Source organism: Micromonospora yangpuensis (assembly GCF_900091615.1).
Taxonomy (GTDB): domain Bacteria; phylum Actinomycetota; class Actinomycetes; order Mycobacteriales; family Micromonosporaceae; genus Micromonospora; species Micromonospora yangpuensis.
This window is the reverse complement of the sequence record NZ_FMIA01000002.1, coordinates 4,055,832-4,073,202: the sequence shown is the minus strand read 5'-3', so window position 1 is coordinate 4,073,202 and position 17,371 is coordinate 4,055,832. Positions and strand designations below refer to the sequence as shown.

Below are 17,371 nucleotides of genomic sequence, written 5' to 3'. Positions count from 1 at the left end.
TTCATTTACGCTCGTGACACAGTTGGCCCCGCTCTGTGTGCGCCGGCGTCGCGTCGGCGGCTCTGGGTGTCGTGGTCTTCCCGCCGGTGGGTGACCAGCGTGGCCATGTTCGGAGGGATGGAAACGTTGACGAGTGAGCAGGCGGCGCCCCCGGGTGTCGACATCACCCGACCCAGCATCGCCCGGGTCTACGACTACTATCTGGGCGGCAAGGACAACTTCGAGGTCGACCGGCAGGCCGCCCAGATGGCGCTGCGGGTCACGCCGGACGGTCCCGAGGCGGGGCGGGCCTGTCGGGCCTTCCTCCGCCGATCGGTGCGGTACCTGGCCGCGGAGGCCGGCATCCGCCAGTTCCTCGACCTCGGTTCCGGTCTGCCCACCCAGGGCAACGTGCACGAGATCGCCCACGAGGTCGACCCCGATGCCCGGGTGGTCTACGTGGACAACGATCCCATGGCGCTGACGCACGGTCGTGCCCTGCTCGCCGACGCCCGGACCACCACTGTGGTCGGGGCCGACGCCCGGCAGCCGGAGGAACTGCTGGCGCAGCTGCACGACCGGAATCTGATCGACTTCGACCGGCCGGTCGGGTTGCTGCTCCTGGCGATCCTGCACCACCTGCACGACGACGACGATCCCGCCGGTGTCGCCCGGCGGCTCGTCGCCGCCCTGCCGGCCGGCAGCTACCTTGCCATCTCGCACTTCCACGATCCGGGCGACGCCCAACCGGAGGTCTCGCAGCGGGCCCGGGAGGTGGAGAAGGTCTTCAACGAGACCCTCGGCACCGGTCGGTGGCGCACCCGCGAGGAGATCATGGGCTTCTTCGGCGGTCTGGAGCTGCTGCCGCCCGGGCTGGTCCCGTTGGCGGAGTGGCGGCCGGACAGTGAGAAGATCTCCCCGCAGACCGCCACCTACCACACCATCGTCGGTGGGGTGGCGCGCAAGTCCTGAGCGGTCCCGCCGGCACCGCAGCGGGACTACCGGCCTGGTGCGGTGCCGGTCGGCAGGGCCGCGTGGTCGGCGGCCCGCCGGCCGGACTCCCAGCCCTCGTGGCTGTCCACCCGGCTGGCCCGGGCCCGGACCGTGTGGGGAAAGACCCGCCGCATGGTCTCGCGGATCTGTTCGTCCCGGCGGGCGAGCACCGGCAGCAGGTCGGCCGGGTCGGTTCCCCCGTCGCCGGCGCCCCGGCCGGTGGCCTGCGCCAACGCGAGCTGTGCCGCGCCGGCCAGTCGTTCGTCGATCCGGGCCGCGAACGCCACCAGGAACGACTGGCGGAACGCCTTCAGGCGGTTCCGGCCGGCCTTCCCGCCCGGCGGCTCGGCCCGGGCCATCGCCTGGTGGGCCTGCACCAGCAGGGAGGTGTAGAGCAGGTCGACCGCGTCGATGTCGGTGTCGAAGCCGAAGACGGTGCTGAACGCCAGCTCCGGTGACGAGACCGTGTGGCAGTGGTTGGCCCGGGCGACGGCGTCCAGCAGGGCGGCCTTCGCCTTCTCGTGCGGGTGGTCCACGCCGATCCGCCGCGCGTACGGCACCACCGGTGTCGCCGGGTCACCGCCGCGCGCGGCCAGCAGCGCCTCGTCCAGGCTGTGCCGGGTGACCAGTTCCTGGGCCTTGGCGGTGTAGGTCTCCGCCTCGGCCGGGAAGGTCGTGGACTCCGCCTTGGCCAGCAGGGCGCGTACCCGGTCCAGCAGCCGGGGGTCGGTCCGGGACGACCCGACGGTGCCCGACGCGTCAGCCGGCGCGGTGGCGGAGCCGGGCGCGGGGACGAGCTTCTCGATCGGGGGGAGCGTGGCCAGGATGGCGAGCAGGCCCAACATCAGATCGAGTACGACCACCCGGTCGAGCCGCCAGCGGGCCGCGAGTTCGTCGACGTACGTCGCGTCGCCGGTCCACCAGACCCGCGCGCCGAGGGTGTCCGCCTGCGCCCGCCACCGGTGGTCGACCGTGGCACCGGGAAACTGGCGCAGGTACCCGGCGACCGCGTCGGTCACCAGGTCGGCCTGGTGCGGCCGGCCCCGCCGGGCGACCACCCGGTGCAGCTCGGCCGGCTGCCACCCGCTGCGCCACAGCCGCGCGCACGCCTCGTCCTTCGCGGCCACCAGCTCCGGGTCGACCTCGACCGACGGCGTGACGGTCAGCGCGTCCAACCCCGCTTCGTAGTCGACCGTCCCGGCGAGCACCGCCCTGATCCGTTCCCGTACCGATGTCACCCGCACCAGGCTACGCAGTCCCGGCCGGCGCTTGCCGCCGGTGCCTGGTCGGCGGCGTCGGATCTGTTGGTCCGGCCGGCCGGGTCCGCCGGGCGGTCCTCGCCGCCCGGCGGGAGGCGGAGGCCGGCGAGCAGGAGGGTGACCACGCCGCGCGCGTCGGTGCGGTGAGCGGGCTGGTCGTAGGCCGCGCAGATGCCGTGCAGGGCCATCGTGACGGTGCCGGCGCCCACGTCGTCGCGGATGGTTCCGGCCCGGACTCCGGCGGTCAGCAGGTCGGCGATGGCCTGGCCCAGGGCCTGGGCACCCTCGGCCTGCGTGTCCGGGCGGGTGGCCATGAGTGTCGCGAGGGTGCGGGCGAGGCCCTCGTGGGTGTGCAGGTGATCGACGAAGCCGTGCAGGAACGCCGCCAGCGCCTCGGCGGCGGGAAGCGTGGCCTGCAGGTGTCGGGCGCGGTCGCAGAGGGCGGCCAGTTCTTCGCGGTAGACCGCCTCGGCCAGGGCCTCCCGGGTGGGGAAGTGGCGGTAGAGCGTGCCGGTGCCGACGCCGGCCAGTTTGGCGAAGTCGTCGAAGCGCAGGTTGAAGCAGCCCCCGGCGAAGAGTTCGCGGGCCTTGGCGATCAGCGCGTCGCGGTTACGACGGGCGTCGGCGCGTAGCGGCTTGGCGTCGGTCACGTGACCTCCCGGTTTGACAAGTGGAGACTGTCTCCATATTTTCTGAACCGGAGATGTTCTCCAGTTAGAGGATACGAGGTGCGCGTGAAGATCCTGATGTTCGGTCGGGGCGTGATCGGTGCGGTCTACGGGTGGGCCCTGGAGCGGGCCGGGCACCACGTCGAGTTCTACGTCCGGCCGGGGCGGGCGGCGCAGTACGGAGACACGATCGACCTCGACCTGCTCGACGCGCGGCGGCAGCCCTGGGGTGAGCGCGTCACCGAGGCGTGGCCGGTGCGTTACCGGGAGTCCCTGGAGCCGGACCACGACTTCGACCTGATCGTGGTGAGCGTGCAGCACTACTCCTTCGCGGAGGCGGTGGCGTTCCTGGGCCCACGCGTGGGCGGGGCGACGGTGCTGGTGTTCAACAACCTGTGGGTCGACCCGCCGACCGCGACGGAGCAACTGCCCGCCGCGCAGGTGGCCTGGGGCTTTCCCGGCGCCGGCGGCGGCTTCGGCGACGACGGTGTGCTGCGGGCGGCGCTGCTGCCGGTGGTCTTCTTCGGCACGTTCGACCGGCCGCCGACCGAACGCGAGCGGGTGGTGCGCCAGGTCTTCCGCGCGGCCGGGCTCAGGATCCGGGAGAGCTCCGACTTCCGTGGCTGGCTGTCGATCCACTTCATCCAGAACGCGGGCCTGCACACCCAGAACCTGAGACGGAGTTCGTTGTCCGGGCTGAGGACCGCAGAGGTACGCGAGGCGATCCTGGCCACCCGCGAACTGCTACCGCTGGCCGAGGCCCGCGGCGTCGACCTGCGGCGACACCGCGGTGAGCTGCTGCCCCTCACCGCACCGCACTGGCTGGTGGCCCCGGTGCTCGCCCTGCTGATGCGACGTTTCCCGCCAGTGCGCCGGGTGCTGCGGGCCCACGCCAACCCCGAGGAGTTGCGCGCGGTCTGTCGCGACACCCTGGCCGAAGCCCGCCGGCTCGGCGTACCGGTGCCCCGGCTGGAGGCAGCCGAGCCCTACTTCGTCGGCGAGACGACGCGCTGAGGTGAGCTCCGGCCCGCCGACGGTGCTCTACCTCTACCCACCGGCCGCCGCCGGGCCGCCGGTGCCGGCCCGGTCGGCGGCCGGCTGGCGGGTGTCGGCCGGCACGACCAGTGGCGCACCGGTGACCGGGTCGGCCACCACCTGGTTCGGCATCCCGAAGACCTCGGTGACGAGACCGGCGTCCACCGTCGAGCGGGGATCGCCCTCGGCCACGATCCGCCCGTCGCGCATCGCCACGAGGTGGGTGGCGTACCGGGCGGCGTGGTTGAGGTCGTGCAGCACCGCCACGACGGTGCGTCCCTGGACGACCAGCCGGTGCAGCACGTTGAGCACGTCGATCTGGTGTGCCACGTCCAGGTAGGTGGTGGGTTCGTCGAGCAGGACGAGGGGGGTCTCCTGGGCGAGCACCATGGCGATCCAGGCCCGCTGCCGTTGCCCACCGGAGAGTTCGTCGGTGCGCCGGTCGGCCAGGTCGGTGGTGCCGGTCGCGGCCAGGGCCGCCTCGACGGCCTCCTCGTCGGCCCGGGAGAACCGACGCAGCACCCGCTGGTGGGCGTAGCGACCCCGGCCGACCAGCTCCCGGACGGTGATCCCCTCGGGCGCGGTCATGGTCTGTGGGAGCAGGGCGAGCCGCCGGGCGCGTTCCTTCACCGGCAGGGCCACGAGGTCCGTCCCGTCGAGCAGGACCCGTCCCACGGTGGGGCGCAGCAGCCCGGACAGGGCCCGCAGCAGCGTCGACTTGCCGCACGCGTTGGGCCCGATCAGCACGGTGAACGAGCCGTCCGGCACCGCGACGGACAGGCCCTCGCTCACGATCCGTTGGTCGTAGCGCAGGGTGACGCCTTCGGCGCGCAACCGGGTGGTCAACTGGTCCTCCTGACCTCGTGGACGAGCAGCCAGAGCAGGTACCCGCCGCCGAGGGTCACCGTCACGACCCCCACCGGCACGGTCAGCGGGATCACGTGCTGGGCGACCAGGTCGGCACCGAGCAACAGCAGCGCCCCCACCACGGCGGTGGCGACCAGCGGCAGGCCCGGCGCCCGGACCAGCCGGCGGGCGATCTGCGGGGCGGCCAGGGCCACGAACGAGATCGGCCCGGCCACCGTGGTGACCGCGCTGACCAGGATCACCGCGATGAGCACCAGGACCGCCCGGTCCCGCTCGACCGCGACTCCGCTGGCGGCGGCGACGTCGTCACCGAGTTCCAGCTGGGCCAGGGCCGCCGACCACAGCGGGGTGATCAGCAGCACCGCCAGGACGACCCCGACGGCGGGCCAGACCACCTCGGCGGTGGCGGTGTTGAGGGAGCCGGCGCCCCAGGCGGCGGCGAAGAGTGCCGTCTCCAACTCGGCGCGCAGCAGCAGCCAGGTGTTGGTGGCGGCGAGCATGGCGGAGACCCCGATGCCCACCACGATGAAGCGGAACCCGGAGAGCCCGTCCCGGTAGGCGAGCAGGTAGATCGCCAGGGCGGCGAGCAGGCCACCGGTGAGCGAGCCGGCCATCAGCAACGGCCAGCCGCCGCCCAGCAGCAGCAGGGCGACCAGCATGCCGGTGAACGAGCCGTTGGCCAGGCCGATGATGTCCGGGCTGGCCAACGGGTTGCGGGTGATGGTCTGGAAGACCGCACCGGCGACGCCGAGCGCCGCGCCGAAGCCGATCGCGGCGGCGATGCGGGGCAGCCGCCACTCCCACACGACGGTGCGGGGCAGCCCACCGATCCGGCCACCGAGCACGCCGAGGACCTCGTCGACGCGCAGCGGGAAGTCACCCACCCCGAGTCCGACCACCGCCAGCGCCGCGACGGCCAGCAGCGCGGTGGCGCAGACGGCGGCCTCACGGACGCCGACGACCACGTGCGTCCGGTCGGTGCCGATCACCAGCCGGCGGCGGCCGGCGCGGCGCGGTGACCGGCGGCCGAGGCCCACCACGTCCCCGCCCGTCGGCGCGGGGGCGTTCGCGGTCGACTGGTCCGCCGGTGCCGGGGTGGCGTCCGCCGGTGTCCGGGCGCTCACAGTGCCGTCGCCCGTCGGCGGCGGGCCAACGCGATCAGGACCGGTGCACCCACGAAGGCGGTGACGATGCCGACCGGCATCTCGCTCGGCAGGACGGCGACCCGGCCGAGGACGTCGGCCAGCAGCACCAGGGTCCCGCCGGCCAGCAGGGATCCGGCCAGGATTCGGCGCTGGTCGGTGCCGACCCCCCAGCGCACCAGGTGCGGCACCACGAGCCCGACGAACGAGATGGGACCGGCCACCGCGCTCGCCCCGCCCGCGAGCAAAGTCACCGCGCCCAGCACGAGCAGCCGGGTCCGCCCGAGACTGACGCCCTGCGCGGCGGCCAGGTCCGGCCCGAGCGCGAGCGCGTTCAGGCCGCGCGCCGCGACCAACGCCGCGACCAGCCCGGCACCGACCAGCGGCAGTACCGGCAGCAGCACGCTGGCGTCACGTTCCAGCAGGCTGCCGGCGTTCCAGCCGCGCATCCGGTCGAAGGTGTCGGGGTGGGTGAGGGTGATCCCGGTGGTCAGCCCGGCCAGCACGGCACCGGTGGCCACCCCGGTCACCAGCAGCCGGGTCGGTGCGGCCCGCAGGTCGGCGGCGCCGCCGACGGCGTACACGAGGAGGGCGACCAGGAGCGCGCCGAGCAGGGCGAGCCACATGTAGGCGGCCGGCGAGGTGACCCCGAGGAAGGCGATGCCGGCGGCGACGAACGCGGCGGCTCCGGCGTTGACGCCGAGGATGCCCGGCTCGGCGAGCGCGTTGCGGGTGAACGCCTGCATCAGGGCGCCCGCGACCCCGAGCCCGGCGCCGACCAGCAGCCCGGCCAGGGTGCGGGGCAGTCGTTGTCCCCAGACCACGTACTGCGCGGTCTCGCTGCCGGCGCCCCGCAGCGCCGCCCAGACGTCCGACGGTGGCACCGGGTTCGCGCCCACGAAGACCGACAACACCAGCGACCCCAGGAGTACGGCGACCGCCCCGCCCCACCAGCGCCGGATGGTACGGCGGCGCGCGGCACGGCCGGTGGTCGACGGTGCCGCGCGCGGGGGTGTGGTGGTGGTCAACTCGACGCGGTGAGGATGCGTTCGAGGTCGTCGAGGACCCGCTGCCCGCCGACCGTGCCGACCCCGGTGATCCAGAAGGACTGGTCGACCAGGTGCAGGCGGGGGAAGGCGGGGGCGTTGGCGCTGACCGAGGCGGGGATGGTGCCGCGGTCGTTGACGTCGACGGTCGTGACGAAGACGTGGTCGGCCTTGGCCTCCAGCACCCGTTCGGGGGAGACGTCCACCGAGATGGAGTTCTCCCAGTCGCGGGGCGGGGTGGTGAAACCGACGCACTCCAGTGCGCTGCCGGCGAAGGAGGTGGGGCCGTACAGGGTGAGCACGCCGTCGCGGGGGCGGATCAGCTGGGCGGTCTTACCGGCGGTGCCGAACTTCCCGGCGATCTCGGCGCACCGCTGCTGGTAGCCGGTGAGGAGCCGGGTGGCGGAGTCGGCACCGCCGAGCGCGGTCGCGGTGAAGCGGACGTTGTCCTGCCACGGATCGGCCTGCGAGGCCATGAACACGGTCGGGGCGACGTCGGTGAGCTGGTCGTAGAGGGCGGAGTGCCGGGACTCGGTACCGATGATCAGGTCGGGCCGCAGCGCCGCGATCTTCTGCACGTTGGGTTCCTGCACGGTGCCGACGGTGCTGATGCCGGCGGCCTTCTCACCGAGGTACGCGGGCACCCCGGCGGTCTCGTTGAGCACGGCCGCGCCGACCGGGGTGACCTCCAGGGCGATGGCGGTGTCGAGCTGCACCGGTTCGAGCACGACGACCCGGGTCGGCGCGGTCGGTACCTCGGTCGTGCCCCGGGCGTGCTCGACGCTTCTGGTGTCGCCGCTGCTCACCGGGTCGGTCTCGGCGGCGCCGCAGCCGGCCAGGACGAGCGCGGTCGTCATGACGGCGGCGGTGCGGGCGAGGAACTGGCGGCGGGATGTTCGAGGGCTTGGCGAGCGCATGGGGCAGCTTCCCGTCTGGCGACATACAGTGACGATCACGTGGTGCGGGTTAGGTTAGCATTACCTAAACTGGACCTCGTCGCGGGTGGGTCGGTCGTGCCAGTAGCCCTGCGTGTGGACCCGGGTGGAATCGACGCCCGCCTCGGCGAAGAGTCCGCGTACCCGCGCGATTCTGCTACTTTCCGTAGCTGTCCAGGCGTAGAAACCGTTCCCCGCTCCGGCCGCCGACCGACCGTGCTCGGCCAGCCAGTCACCCACCGCCGCGGTCAGGACCGTCCCGCCCCGGGCCCCGCCCCGCAACCGGACCTCGACCTCGTGGCCGGCGGTCACGTCGTCGAGGCTGGCCGCGTCCGCCGCGGTGCCGGCCTCCAGCAGGACCGTCGCCCGCACCTGCGGGCCGAGGCCGGACAGGATGCCCCGCACCGCCGGGTACGCCGTCTCGTCGGCCGCGACCAGCACCCGCACCGCCGGTCCCGGCTCCCACTGCACGCCGTAGCGGGGTTGGCCGGCCCCGACGTGCGGACCCGACAGGAGCAGCCGTTCCCCGGGCTGGGCCGCCGCCGCCCAGCCGCTGGCCGGGCCGTGCGGCTGGTGCAGGTAGAAGTCCAGGTCCAGCTCGCCCGCCGCCGGTCGGGTCCGGTGGGCGGTGTAGCTGCGCAACTGCGGACGCTCCCGGTCGGGCACGGACCGCCAGGCGCGTCGCCAGTCCTGTTCGACGAGCCCCGCCCGCAACCCGGCCGGGTAGTCGCCGGCGACCGGCAACATGATCTTGATGCGTTGGTCGAGCTGGTACGGCGCCAGTTCCCGCAACCGTTCGTCGCCGAGCGTGACGCGGACGAACCCGGGCGACAGTTGCCGGGTCGCCGTCACGGTGGTCTCGAACAGCACGTTTGGCGAGTTGCGGAAGGCAGACACGCCGACAGAGGTTAGCGGAGCGTGTTCGGGCCGACGACGCCGCTGGCCCCGGACGGACCGTTCGGTTGACCCGTACCTGTCGGCTGGCTGATGTCACGGCGATGCCCGACGGACCACTGTGGACGCATCCGACGGGAAGGAGTTCCGATGACGCCGGTACCCCACGGCAGGCAGGTCGCGAGCGGCACCTGGGGCGGCTGGCGGGCCCGCCGCCGACGGGCACCTGACCACCGGTCGTACGACTTCTCGCCGGTCGACACCCGCCCACCGGGCTCGGCGGCCGGCGACGCGCTGACCGCCCAGCGGGAGTTCCAGGCCGACCTGCGCGGCGGACTGCACCCCGCCGTCGTCATGGCGAAGCAGGCCGGTCGGCTGATCGGCGGTCGACGGCGGGAACGGGCCCGCCAGCAGCAGGGCCCGCGGTGGAGCATCAGCCGGCCGAGGGTCGCCGCCGGGCGGTTCCTGGACGAGGTGGCCCGCTACTGCCTCGACCGCGGCCGGTGGGACCCGGACGTCGAGGCGGGCCTGATCGCCGTGAGCGCGGACTTCGCCGACCCGGTGCGCCGGATGGGTCAGGCGCGCGACCGGATGGACCGGCTGGGTGACCGGGTCCACCAGCCGGCGGCCGTGGCGGTCACCGAGGAACTCAGGCACGCCGCCCGGGCCATCACGGACCTGGTGGCTACCCACTACCGGGCCGTTCCGCCGCCGGTGGACCTGCCCGCCGTCGAGCTTCGCCTCACCGGCCGGCAGCGGCGCGCGGCGCTGGTGGCGGTCGGCGAGGCCAGCGACCGCCACCTCGGAGCCTGGTACGCCTTCGTCTGCTCGTCGCCGGCGCCCGAGGACACCGGAACGCAGCTGCGGCACCTCACGGAGCTGCTGCCCGTGGCGGCGCAGGTCGACCGGTGGCGAGCGTGCCGACAGCGGTGCGGCGAGCTTGGCGAGGCCGCCGAGGTCGAGCGGGCGACCGTGCTGGCGGCGGTGCGGGACCTGCGGGCCGCGATTGGTGCGTTGGAGGAGGCGGTGTACCGGGCCAGCACCGGAAGCTGACCCCGTCACCTGTGTGACCAGTCAGTAACCTTTACTGAAACGCCTGTTCAAAGCCGTAGTGAACCTGTTACCCGCACCGTCCGATTCTCCTGATTGGATCGGCAAGATCGCTGATCCGAACATGGAGGTTTCCGGTGAGAGTGCACACAGATCCGTACCCCGGCGTGGTGCCCGCACCGGGCGACTCCGTCCAGGGTGGGTACGGTCCGGTCGCGGTCGTCGGCATCGGCTGCCGGTTCCCCGGCGGCATCGAGGACCGCGACAGCTTCTGGGACGTGCTCGCCACCGGCACGGACGCGATCGGTGACATCCCCGCCGACCGCTGGCGCAACGAGGCGTACTTCGATCCCGATCCGGCGACACCGGGACGGACACACGTGCGCCAGGGTGGCTTCCTGCGCTCGCCGGTCGACCGCTTCGACGCCGGCTTCTTCGGGATGACCCCCCGCGACGCCGCCGCTCTCGACCCGCAGCAACGGCTGCTGCTGGAGGTCACCTGGGAGGCCTTCGAGGACGCCGGCATCCCGCCGGTCTCGACGGCCGGTGCGCGGGTGGGTACCTACATCGGAGCGTTCACCTTCGACGCCGCGCTGGTGCAGCTGTCGGAGGCCAACCGGCACCTGGTCAGCACCGCCACCCCGACCGGAATGGCGATGACCATGCTGTCGGCCCGGTTGTCGCACGCCTTCGACTGGCGCGGCCCGTGCCTGACCATCGACACCGCGTGCTCGTCCTCGCTGGTGGCGCTGCACCACGCGTGTGCGGCCCTGGCCTCCGGCGACTGCGACGTGGCGGTGGCCGGTGGGGCGAACGTGATGGTCGGCCCGGCCATGACGATCATGCTGTCCAAGGGCGGGTTCCTCTCCCCGGACGCCCGGTGCCGGTCCTTCGACCACCGGGCCAACGGCTACGCCCGGGCCGAGGGTGCGGGGATCGTGGTCCTGAAGCCGCTGGCCGCCGCCGAACGCGACGGCGACCGGATCCACGCCGTGATCCGGGGCTCGGCGGTCAACCAGGACGGCCGGACCCCCGGCATCACCGTGCCCAGCGCGGCGGCCCAACGGGCGGTGATCGGGCAGACCTGCCGGGCCGCCGGGGTGGACCCGCGCTCGATCGGCTACTTCGAGGCGCACGGCACCGGCACGGCGGTCGGCGACCCGATCGAGGCCAGCTCCATCGGCGAGATGCTCGCCGGGTCGGCCGCGACACACTGGATCGGCTCGGTCAAGTCCAACCTCGGCCACACCGAGGCCGCCGCCGGAATGGCCGGGGTGATCAAGGCCATCCTCTGCCTGGACCGGGGCCTGATCCCGCCGAACATCCACTTCGAGCGCCCGAACCCGGCGATCCCCTTCGACAGGTTGCCGATCCGGGTACCTGTCGAGATGACCCCGTTCGGCGAGTACGGCGGCCCACGTCGGGCCGGGGTCAACTCCTTCGGCTTCGGCGGCACCAACGCACACGCCCTGCTGGAGCAGGCACCCCCGCTGCCACGACGGGACCCGACGGCCGACGCCGACGGTCAACCCCAGCTGCTGCCGTTGTCGGCGCGCAGCCCGCAGGCGCTGCGGGCACTCGTCGACGCGTACGCCGACCTGCTCGACAAGCCGGACGCCCCGACGTTGCGGCGGGTCTGCCGGGCGGTGTCCCGCCAGCGCGAGCACCATCCGCTGCGGGCCTTCGTCGTGGCCGGCGACCCGGCCGGGGCGGCGCGGCAGCTCCGGCAGCTGACGGTCGCCCCGCGCCGGGCCACGCCCCGACCGGTGGCCTTCGTCTACACCGGCATGGGCCCGCAGTGGTGGGGGATGGGTCGGGAACTGCTGCGGCACGAACCGCTGTTCGCCGAGACGGTCGCCGAGTGCGACCGGTTCCTGGCCCGCTTCGGCCTGTCGATCGCCGACGAGCTGCTGCGCGACGAGGCCGAGTCCCGACTCACCAGCACGTTGTACGCGCAGGTCGGCAACTTCGTGGTGCAGGCCGGGCTGACCGCCCTCTGGCGCAGCTGGGGCGTCGAGCCGGCGATGATCGTGGGGCACAGTGTGGGGGAGGTGGCCGCGGCGTACGCCGCCGGGGTCTACTCGCTGCCCGACGCGCTCACGGTCAGCTTCCACCGGGCGAACCTGCAGTCCCGGCTCGCCGGCCGGGGCGCGATGGCGGCGGTTGACCTGCCCGCCGGTGCGGTGGGTCCGTACCTGGTCGACGGGGTGGACGTGGCCGCGATCAACAGCGCCACCGCGACCACCCTGGCCGGTGACGCCGAGGCACTGGAGACGGTGAGCGAACGGCTGCGCGCCGCCGGCGTGGCCGTCAAGGCGCTACGGGTCGAGGTGGCCTACCACAGTGCCCAGATGGACGAGATCCACCAACCGTTGCTGGCGGCGCTTGCCGACATCCGGCCGGCGGCGGCCGGGATCCCGCTGTACTCGACGGTGACCGGCGGCCGGGTCGACGGCACCGGGTTCGACGCCGGTTACTGGTGGCGCAACGTACGCCAGCCGGTGCGCTTCGCCGACGCGGTGCGCGAGCTGCTCGCCGCCGGCCCCGGCGCGGTGCTGGAGGTCGGCCCCCACCCGGTCCTCGCCTCGGCCATCAACGAGGCGCTGGCCGAACAGGACGGCGACCCGGTGCAGGTGGCCTCGTTGCGCCGGGACCGGCCCCAGCGTGAGCACCTGCGCCAGGCACTCGGCACGCTCTACGCCGCCGGTGTCGAGGTCGACTGGAAGGGGGTCCACCCGGGTCCCCGGGAACACCTCGACCTGCCCCGCTACCCGTGGCAGCGCGACGCGCACTGGATCGAGTCGGCGGTCTCCCGGTCGGCCCGGTTGGGCGGTGGCGGGCTGCGACTGGCCGGTCGGGAGGTGCCGGCGGCGACGCCGACCCGCGACGTGGAACTCTCCGCGGCGGAGTTCCCGTACCTGGTCGACCACCGCATCGGTGACGACGCCGTCTTCCCCGGTGCCGGCTACCTGGAGGCGGCGCTGGCCATGTTCCCGGACGACACGCCGTGTTTCCTGGCCGACGTGGTGTTCCACCGGCCGCTGCCGGTGCGCCCGGCGACGGTCGCGACGCTGCGCACGAACCACGACCCGGTCCAGCGGACCGTGACCATGCACAGCCGGGAGCCGGGTGACGACAACGTCTGGACCCTGCACGCCGAGCTGCGCCGGCCCGACCTGGTACCGCCGGGATCCCCGCCGCCACGTGGCGAGACCCTGGCGGAGCTTACCCGCGACCTGCCGGAACTCACCCGTGACGACCTGTACGCCCGGCTCGCCGACCGCAACCTGCACTACGGTCCGGCGTTCCGCGCGGTCCGACGGGTGTGGCACCGCGAGGAGACGGGGGAGATCTTCGCCGCCCTGGAACCGGGACCGGTCGACACCGACGGCTACCGGCTGCATCCGGCCCTGCTCGACGCGGCGCTGCACGCCACCATCGGCGGTGCCGTGTGGCACACCGACGAGGGCGGCTACGTGCCGGCCCGCATCGCCGAGCTTCGGCTCTACCGCACCCCGGGCACCGGCGGGCTCTGGGTGCACGGACGGGACCGCCGCAGCGCCGTCGACGGTTGGCTGGAGTGTGACCTGACCATCCTCACCGACGACGGTGACGTGGTCGCGGAGGTGGTCGGCCTGCGCGCCCAGCGCACCGCGCGACCGGAGTCCGACCGGCCGGACCCGCCGGAGAGCCGCTACTACCGGCCCGTCTGGCATCTTGAGCCGGCCGAGGGCGTCGGGACCCTGGCGGGCACCTGGCTCGTCGTCGGCGGAGCCGAAACCCAGGCCCTGGTACGGGGCCTGACCGGCCGGGGCGCGACGGTGCGGCAGGTGGCAACCGGCCGACCCGACTGGCCCGACGAGGTCCGGGCGGTGCTCGCCGACGAGCCGGCCTGCCGGGGCGTCGTGCACCTCGACGGCACCCCGGCGGCCGACGCGCCGGCCTGCGAACCGGTCGCCGTGCCGCTGCGGCTGGTGCAGGCCCTGCCGGCCGACACCGTACCGCTGGTGCTGGTCACCGTCGGCGCGCAGAGCGTCGACGAGGACGACCCCACGACCGATCCGTTCGCCGCGTCGGTGTGGGGGCTCGGCCGGGTCGTCAACGCCGAGCGGCCAGAGCTGCGGTGCCGGCTGGTCGACACCGACCACACCGAGCAGGGCATGGCGGCGCTGCTCGACGAACTCGCCCGGGAAAGCCTGGACGAGGTGGTGCTGCGGGCCGGCCGGCGGTACGTGCGGCGGCTCGAACCCGCCGACGACCGGTCGCCGCTGCACCATCTGCGTACCGCCACGGACCGGACACCGGTGACGCTGCGTACCGCCGACCGGGATCTGGACCGGCTGCGTTTCGTCGCGGTCGACCGTCCGGAACCGGGGCCGACCGAGGTCGAGATCGAGGTCGCCTACGTCGGGTTGAACTTCAAGGACGTCCTCAAGGCCACCGGCCTGCTCTCCGCCGAGGCGATGACGGGCAGCTACTCGGAGTCGACGCTCGGACTGGAGTGCTCGGGCACGATCGTGCGGGTCGGCCGGGCCGTGACCGACCTGCGCCCCGGCGACGAGGTGCTCGCGCACGGCCGGGACCTGTTCACCTCCCACGTGACGCTGGACCAGGTCCGGGTGGTACGCAAACCGGCGGGGTTGTCGCTGGCCGAGGCCGCCTCGCTGCTGCCGGTGGTCACCGCGCACCAGGCGCTGGTCCGGCTGGCCCGGGTGCAGCCGACGGAACGGGTGCTCGTGCACTCCGCCGCCGGTGGCGTCGGTCTGGCCGCGGTGCGGCTGGCCCGGTGGCTCGGCGCGCAGGTCTACGCCACCGCCGGAAGTGAGCAGCGTCGGGAGTTCCTGCGCGGTGAGGGCGTGGCGGGGATCTCCGACTCCCGCAGCATCGCCTTCGTCGACGACATCCGCTCCGCCACCGGCGGTGAGGGCGTCGACGTCGTGGTCAACTCGCTGCCCGGCGAGATCCTGCACCAGAGTCTCGGCCTGTTGCGTCCCTTCGGCCGGTTCGTCGAGGTGGGCAAGGCCGACATCGCCGCCAACCATTCGTTGCGGCTCGCGCCGTTCCACCGTGCGTTGTCCTTCCACGCCTTCGACTACGACCAGATGATGCGGCTGGCCCCGGAGGTGGTCCGTGCCGCCATGGCCGAGGTGGCCGCCCTGTACGACAAGGCCGAGGTCGTCCGCCTGCCGGTCACCGAGATGCCGGCCGGACAGGTGGGGGCGGCGTTCCGGGCGATGACCCGCCGGGAACACCTCGGCAAGATCGTGGTGCGGATGGCCGACGAGCCGGTGACCGTGCCGGCCGCGTCGATCACCGACGCACCGGTACGGCCGGACGCCAGCTACCTGGTCACCGGTGGCCTGGGCGGGCTGGGCCTCACCGTGGCGCGGTGGCTCGCCGACCAGGGCGCCCGGCACCTGGTCCTGGTCGGTAGGCGCGGCATCGCCACGGCCGAGGCCGCCGGGGTGGTGGACCGGTTGACCGGCGCGGGCGTGCAGGTCCGGGTGGAGCAGGTGGACGTGGCCGACCGGACGGCGGTGCGGGACCTGCTGGACCGGGTCCGTACGCAGCTGTCCCCGGTGCGCGGTGTCGTGCACGCCGCGGCGGGCTTCGACGACGCGGTGCTGGCCGAGACGGACGCGGCGCGGCTGGTGGCGGCGACCCGGCCCAAGGCCGACGGGGCCTGGAACCTGCACCTGGCGACCGAGACCGACCAGCTCGACTTCTTCGTGCTGTTCTCCTCGTTCGCGGCGCAGATCGGGCCGGCGGCCGGGGGCGCCTACGTGAGCGCCAACGAGTTCCTCAACGGACTGGCCCGCTACCGGCGGGCCCGGGGCCTGCCGGCGCTGAGCGTCGGGTGGGGAATGGTCGACCAGGTAGGTGTGGCGGTCGACAACGACGGCGCGGTGGGCCGGGTGCTGCGGCGCAACGGTCAGCTCGGCATGACCCCCGGGCAGCTCGTCGAGGCGTTGGGCGTCCTGTTGCGGACCCGGCCGGCCGAGGCCTGCGTGGCCGGTGTGGACTGGGCCGGTTGGGCGCGGGCCAACCCGCAGCTGGCCGGGTTGCCCCGGTACGCCGCGCTGGTGCCCGTCGACGTCGCCGACGACCCGGGCCAACTGTCGGTGCCCGAGCGGCTGCGCGCGGCCACCGACGAGGAGCGCCGGGCGATGTTGCCAGCCCTCGTCGCGCCGCTGCTGGGCCGGATCACCGGCCTGTCCGAGGAGCAGCTCGGCGACGAGCACGCCGTCGACATCGACTCGCTGGCCGGTGTGGAGCTGCGGGTCCTGCTGCAGAACTCGCTCGGCGTGTCGGTGCCGGCGGTGCGGTTGCAGCGCAACCTCACGGTGGCGGGTCTGGTCGGTCTGCTCGCCGGCGAGTGGGCGGATGTCCCGCCGCCGACCGGGCGTCCCGCCGACGCCGTCCCGGCGGCGGTCGGCCGGCCCGCCGACCCCTCACCCGCGCCGACCGGGCGTCCCGCCGACGCCTCCGCGGCCGGGCCTGCGGTCTCCGGCGACCCCGGGCCGCCGTCCGGCATCCGGTCGGCGGAGGTGTCCACTGCGGTCCGGACCACCGGACCCGTCGCCCGTACGACCACGGCGGTGGCGGATCGGCCGCTCGCCGGCTCCCTGACCGGGGCCACCGGGCAGACCCTGGCGGGCCGGACGGTCCTGATCACCGGCGGGTCCCGGGGACTGGGCCGGGCGTTCGCCGAGGAGGTGGGCCGGGCCGGTGCCCATGTGGTGATCACCGGTCGGGACGCCGACGCGCTCGACCGCGCGCGGGACCAGATGCGGGCCGAGGGGTCCACCGTCGACGCGTTCGTGGCCGACGTCGCCCAGCGCGGTGCCACCGCCGGGGTGGTGCGGTCCGTGGTCGAGACCCACGGTGGGCTCGACGTGATGGTGAACAACGCCGGGGTGTCCGGCCCGATCGGTCCGATGTGGGAGGTCGACGAGGACGAGTGGTCCGACACCATCGAGGTGAACCTGCGGGGCACCATGCTGGGGTGTCGGGCCGCGTTGGCCGTGATGGTCCCACGCGGCGTCGGGCGGGTCATCAATGTGGTCAGCCACGCCGGTCGGTTCCGGTGGCCGTACCTGAGTGCCTACTCGGTGTCCAAGGCCGCGGTCATCAAGTTGACCGAGAACCTCGCCGACGAGCTGCGCACCAGCGGCGTCGTGGTGCTCAGCTACCACCCGGGGCTGGTCGACCTCGGGATCACCCGGGCGGGCCTGGACCGGGTGCGCCGCGGCGGTGGGGACCGCTGGGAGCGGCTCACCGCGCAGTGGGGGGAGCAGCAGTTGGCCGACGGGCAGATGACCTCGGTGCAGCGGGCGGCGACGGTGTTCCGTCGCCTGGTCGAGGGGGCCGCCGACGACCGGTCGGGGGCCTACCTCACGGTCGACGACGACATCGCCGACGGTGGAACCGTGAGCTGACCGACGGATCAGGGTGGCGGTGCGTGCCGGGCCGGTCACCAGGGGAAATCCGATATGTTACGTT

Annotated in this window: 11 protein-coding genes; 4 read left to right on the top strand and 7 right to left on the bottom strand. The window is 73.7% G+C overall.

Annotated elements, in window-relative coordinates; genetic code table 11:
- Positions 1-117: 117 nt before the first annotated feature.
- On the top strand, positions 118-951 hold the full coding sequence (locus tag GA0070617_RS18375; protein ID WP_244891688.1) for an SAM-dependent methyltransferase: 834 nt from the start codon (positions 118-120) through the stop codon (positions 949-951).
- A 26-nt stretch (positions 952-977) separates the two neighbouring features.
- On the opposite strand, the gene GA0070617_RS18370 is transcribed toward GA0070617_RS18375, so the two are convergent.
- On the bottom strand, positions 978-2,210 hold the full coding sequence (locus tag GA0070617_RS18370) for a DUF2786 domain-containing protein (protein WP_091446637.1): 1,233 nt from the start codon (positions 2,208-2,210) through the stop codon (positions 978-980).
- Positions 2,207-2,881 carry a TetR/AcrR family transcriptional regulator gene (locus GA0070617_RS18365; RefSeq protein WP_091439766.1) on the bottom strand — a complete coding sequence of 225 codons (675 nt, stop codon included), beginning with the start codon at positions 2,879-2,881 and terminating at the stop codon, positions 2,207-2,209. The genes GA0070617_RS18370 and GA0070617_RS18365 overlap by 4 nt, the downstream gene beginning before the upstream one ends.
- 78 nt (positions 2,882-2,959) lie before the next feature.
- Here GA0070617_RS18365 and GA0070617_RS18360 point away from each other — a divergent pair, with 78 nt between their 5' ends.
- Positions 2,960-3,913: a ketopantoate reductase family protein gene (locus GA0070617_RS18360; protein WP_229688601.1), complete on the top strand. Its 954-nt coding sequence runs from the start codon at positions 2,960-2,962 to the stop codon at positions 3,911-3,913.
- A 33-nt stretch (positions 3,914-3,946) separates the two neighbouring features.
- Here the strand turns inward: GA0070617_RS18360 and GA0070617_RS18355 are convergent, their stop codons facing one another.
- From GA0070617_RS18355 to GA0070617_RS18335, 5 genes are all read right to left on the bottom strand, one after another.
- Complete coding sequence (locus GA0070617_RS18355) at positions 3,947-4,780, bottom strand: ABC transporter ATP-binding protein (protein ID WP_091439759.1); 834 nt, start codon at positions 4,778-4,780, stop codon at positions 3,947-3,949.
- The gene (locus GA0070617_RS18350; protein WP_217628840.1) at positions 4,777-5,925 is read right to left on the bottom strand and encodes a FecCD family ABC transporter permease; all 1,149 of its coding nucleotides are present in this window, start codon (positions 5,923-5,925) and stop codon (positions 4,777-4,779) included. The genes GA0070617_RS18355 and GA0070617_RS18350 overlap by 4 nt, the downstream gene beginning before the upstream one ends.
- A complete protein-coding gene (locus tag GA0070617_RS18345; RefSeq protein ID WP_091439756.1) occupies positions 5,922-6,971 on the bottom strand; it encodes a FecCD family ABC transporter permease in 1,050 nt (349 codons plus the stop codon). Before GA0070617_RS18345 ends, GA0070617_RS18350 begins: the two co-directional genes overlap by 4 nt.
- Positions 6,968-7,846 (bottom strand): ABC transporter substrate-binding protein, encoded by an 879-nt coding sequence (locus GA0070617_RS18340; protein ID WP_217628839.1) that lies wholly within the window; start codon positions 7,844-7,846, stop codon positions 6,968-6,970. The genes GA0070617_RS18345 and GA0070617_RS18340 overlap by 4 nt, the downstream gene beginning before the upstream one ends.
- A gap of 120 nt (positions 7,847-7,966) precedes the next feature.
- The gene (locus GA0070617_RS18335; protein ID WP_091439749.1) at positions 7,967-8,821 is read right to left on the bottom strand and encodes a siderophore-interacting protein; all 855 of its coding nucleotides are present in this window, start codon (positions 8,819-8,821) and stop codon (positions 7,967-7,969) included.
- Positions 8,822-8,968: 147 nt separating this feature from the next.
- On the opposite strand from GA0070617_RS18335, the gene GA0070617_RS18330 reads away from it, so the two are divergent.
- Together GA0070617_RS18330 and GA0070617_RS18325 are read left to right on the top strand one after the other, a co-directional pair.
- Complete coding sequence (locus tag GA0070617_RS18330; protein ID WP_091439746.1) at positions 8,969-9,871, top strand: hypothetical protein; 903 nt, start codon at positions 8,969-8,971, stop codon at positions 9,869-9,871.
- A gap of 134 nt (positions 9,872-10,005) precedes the next feature.
- Positions 10,006-17,307 carry a type I polyketide synthase gene (locus GA0070617_RS18325; protein ID WP_091439741.1) on the top strand — a complete coding sequence of 2,434 codons (7,302 nt, stop codon included), beginning with the start codon at positions 10,006-10,008 and terminating at the stop codon, positions 17,305-17,307.
- The last annotated feature ends 64 nt before the right edge of the window (positions 17,308-17,371 follow it).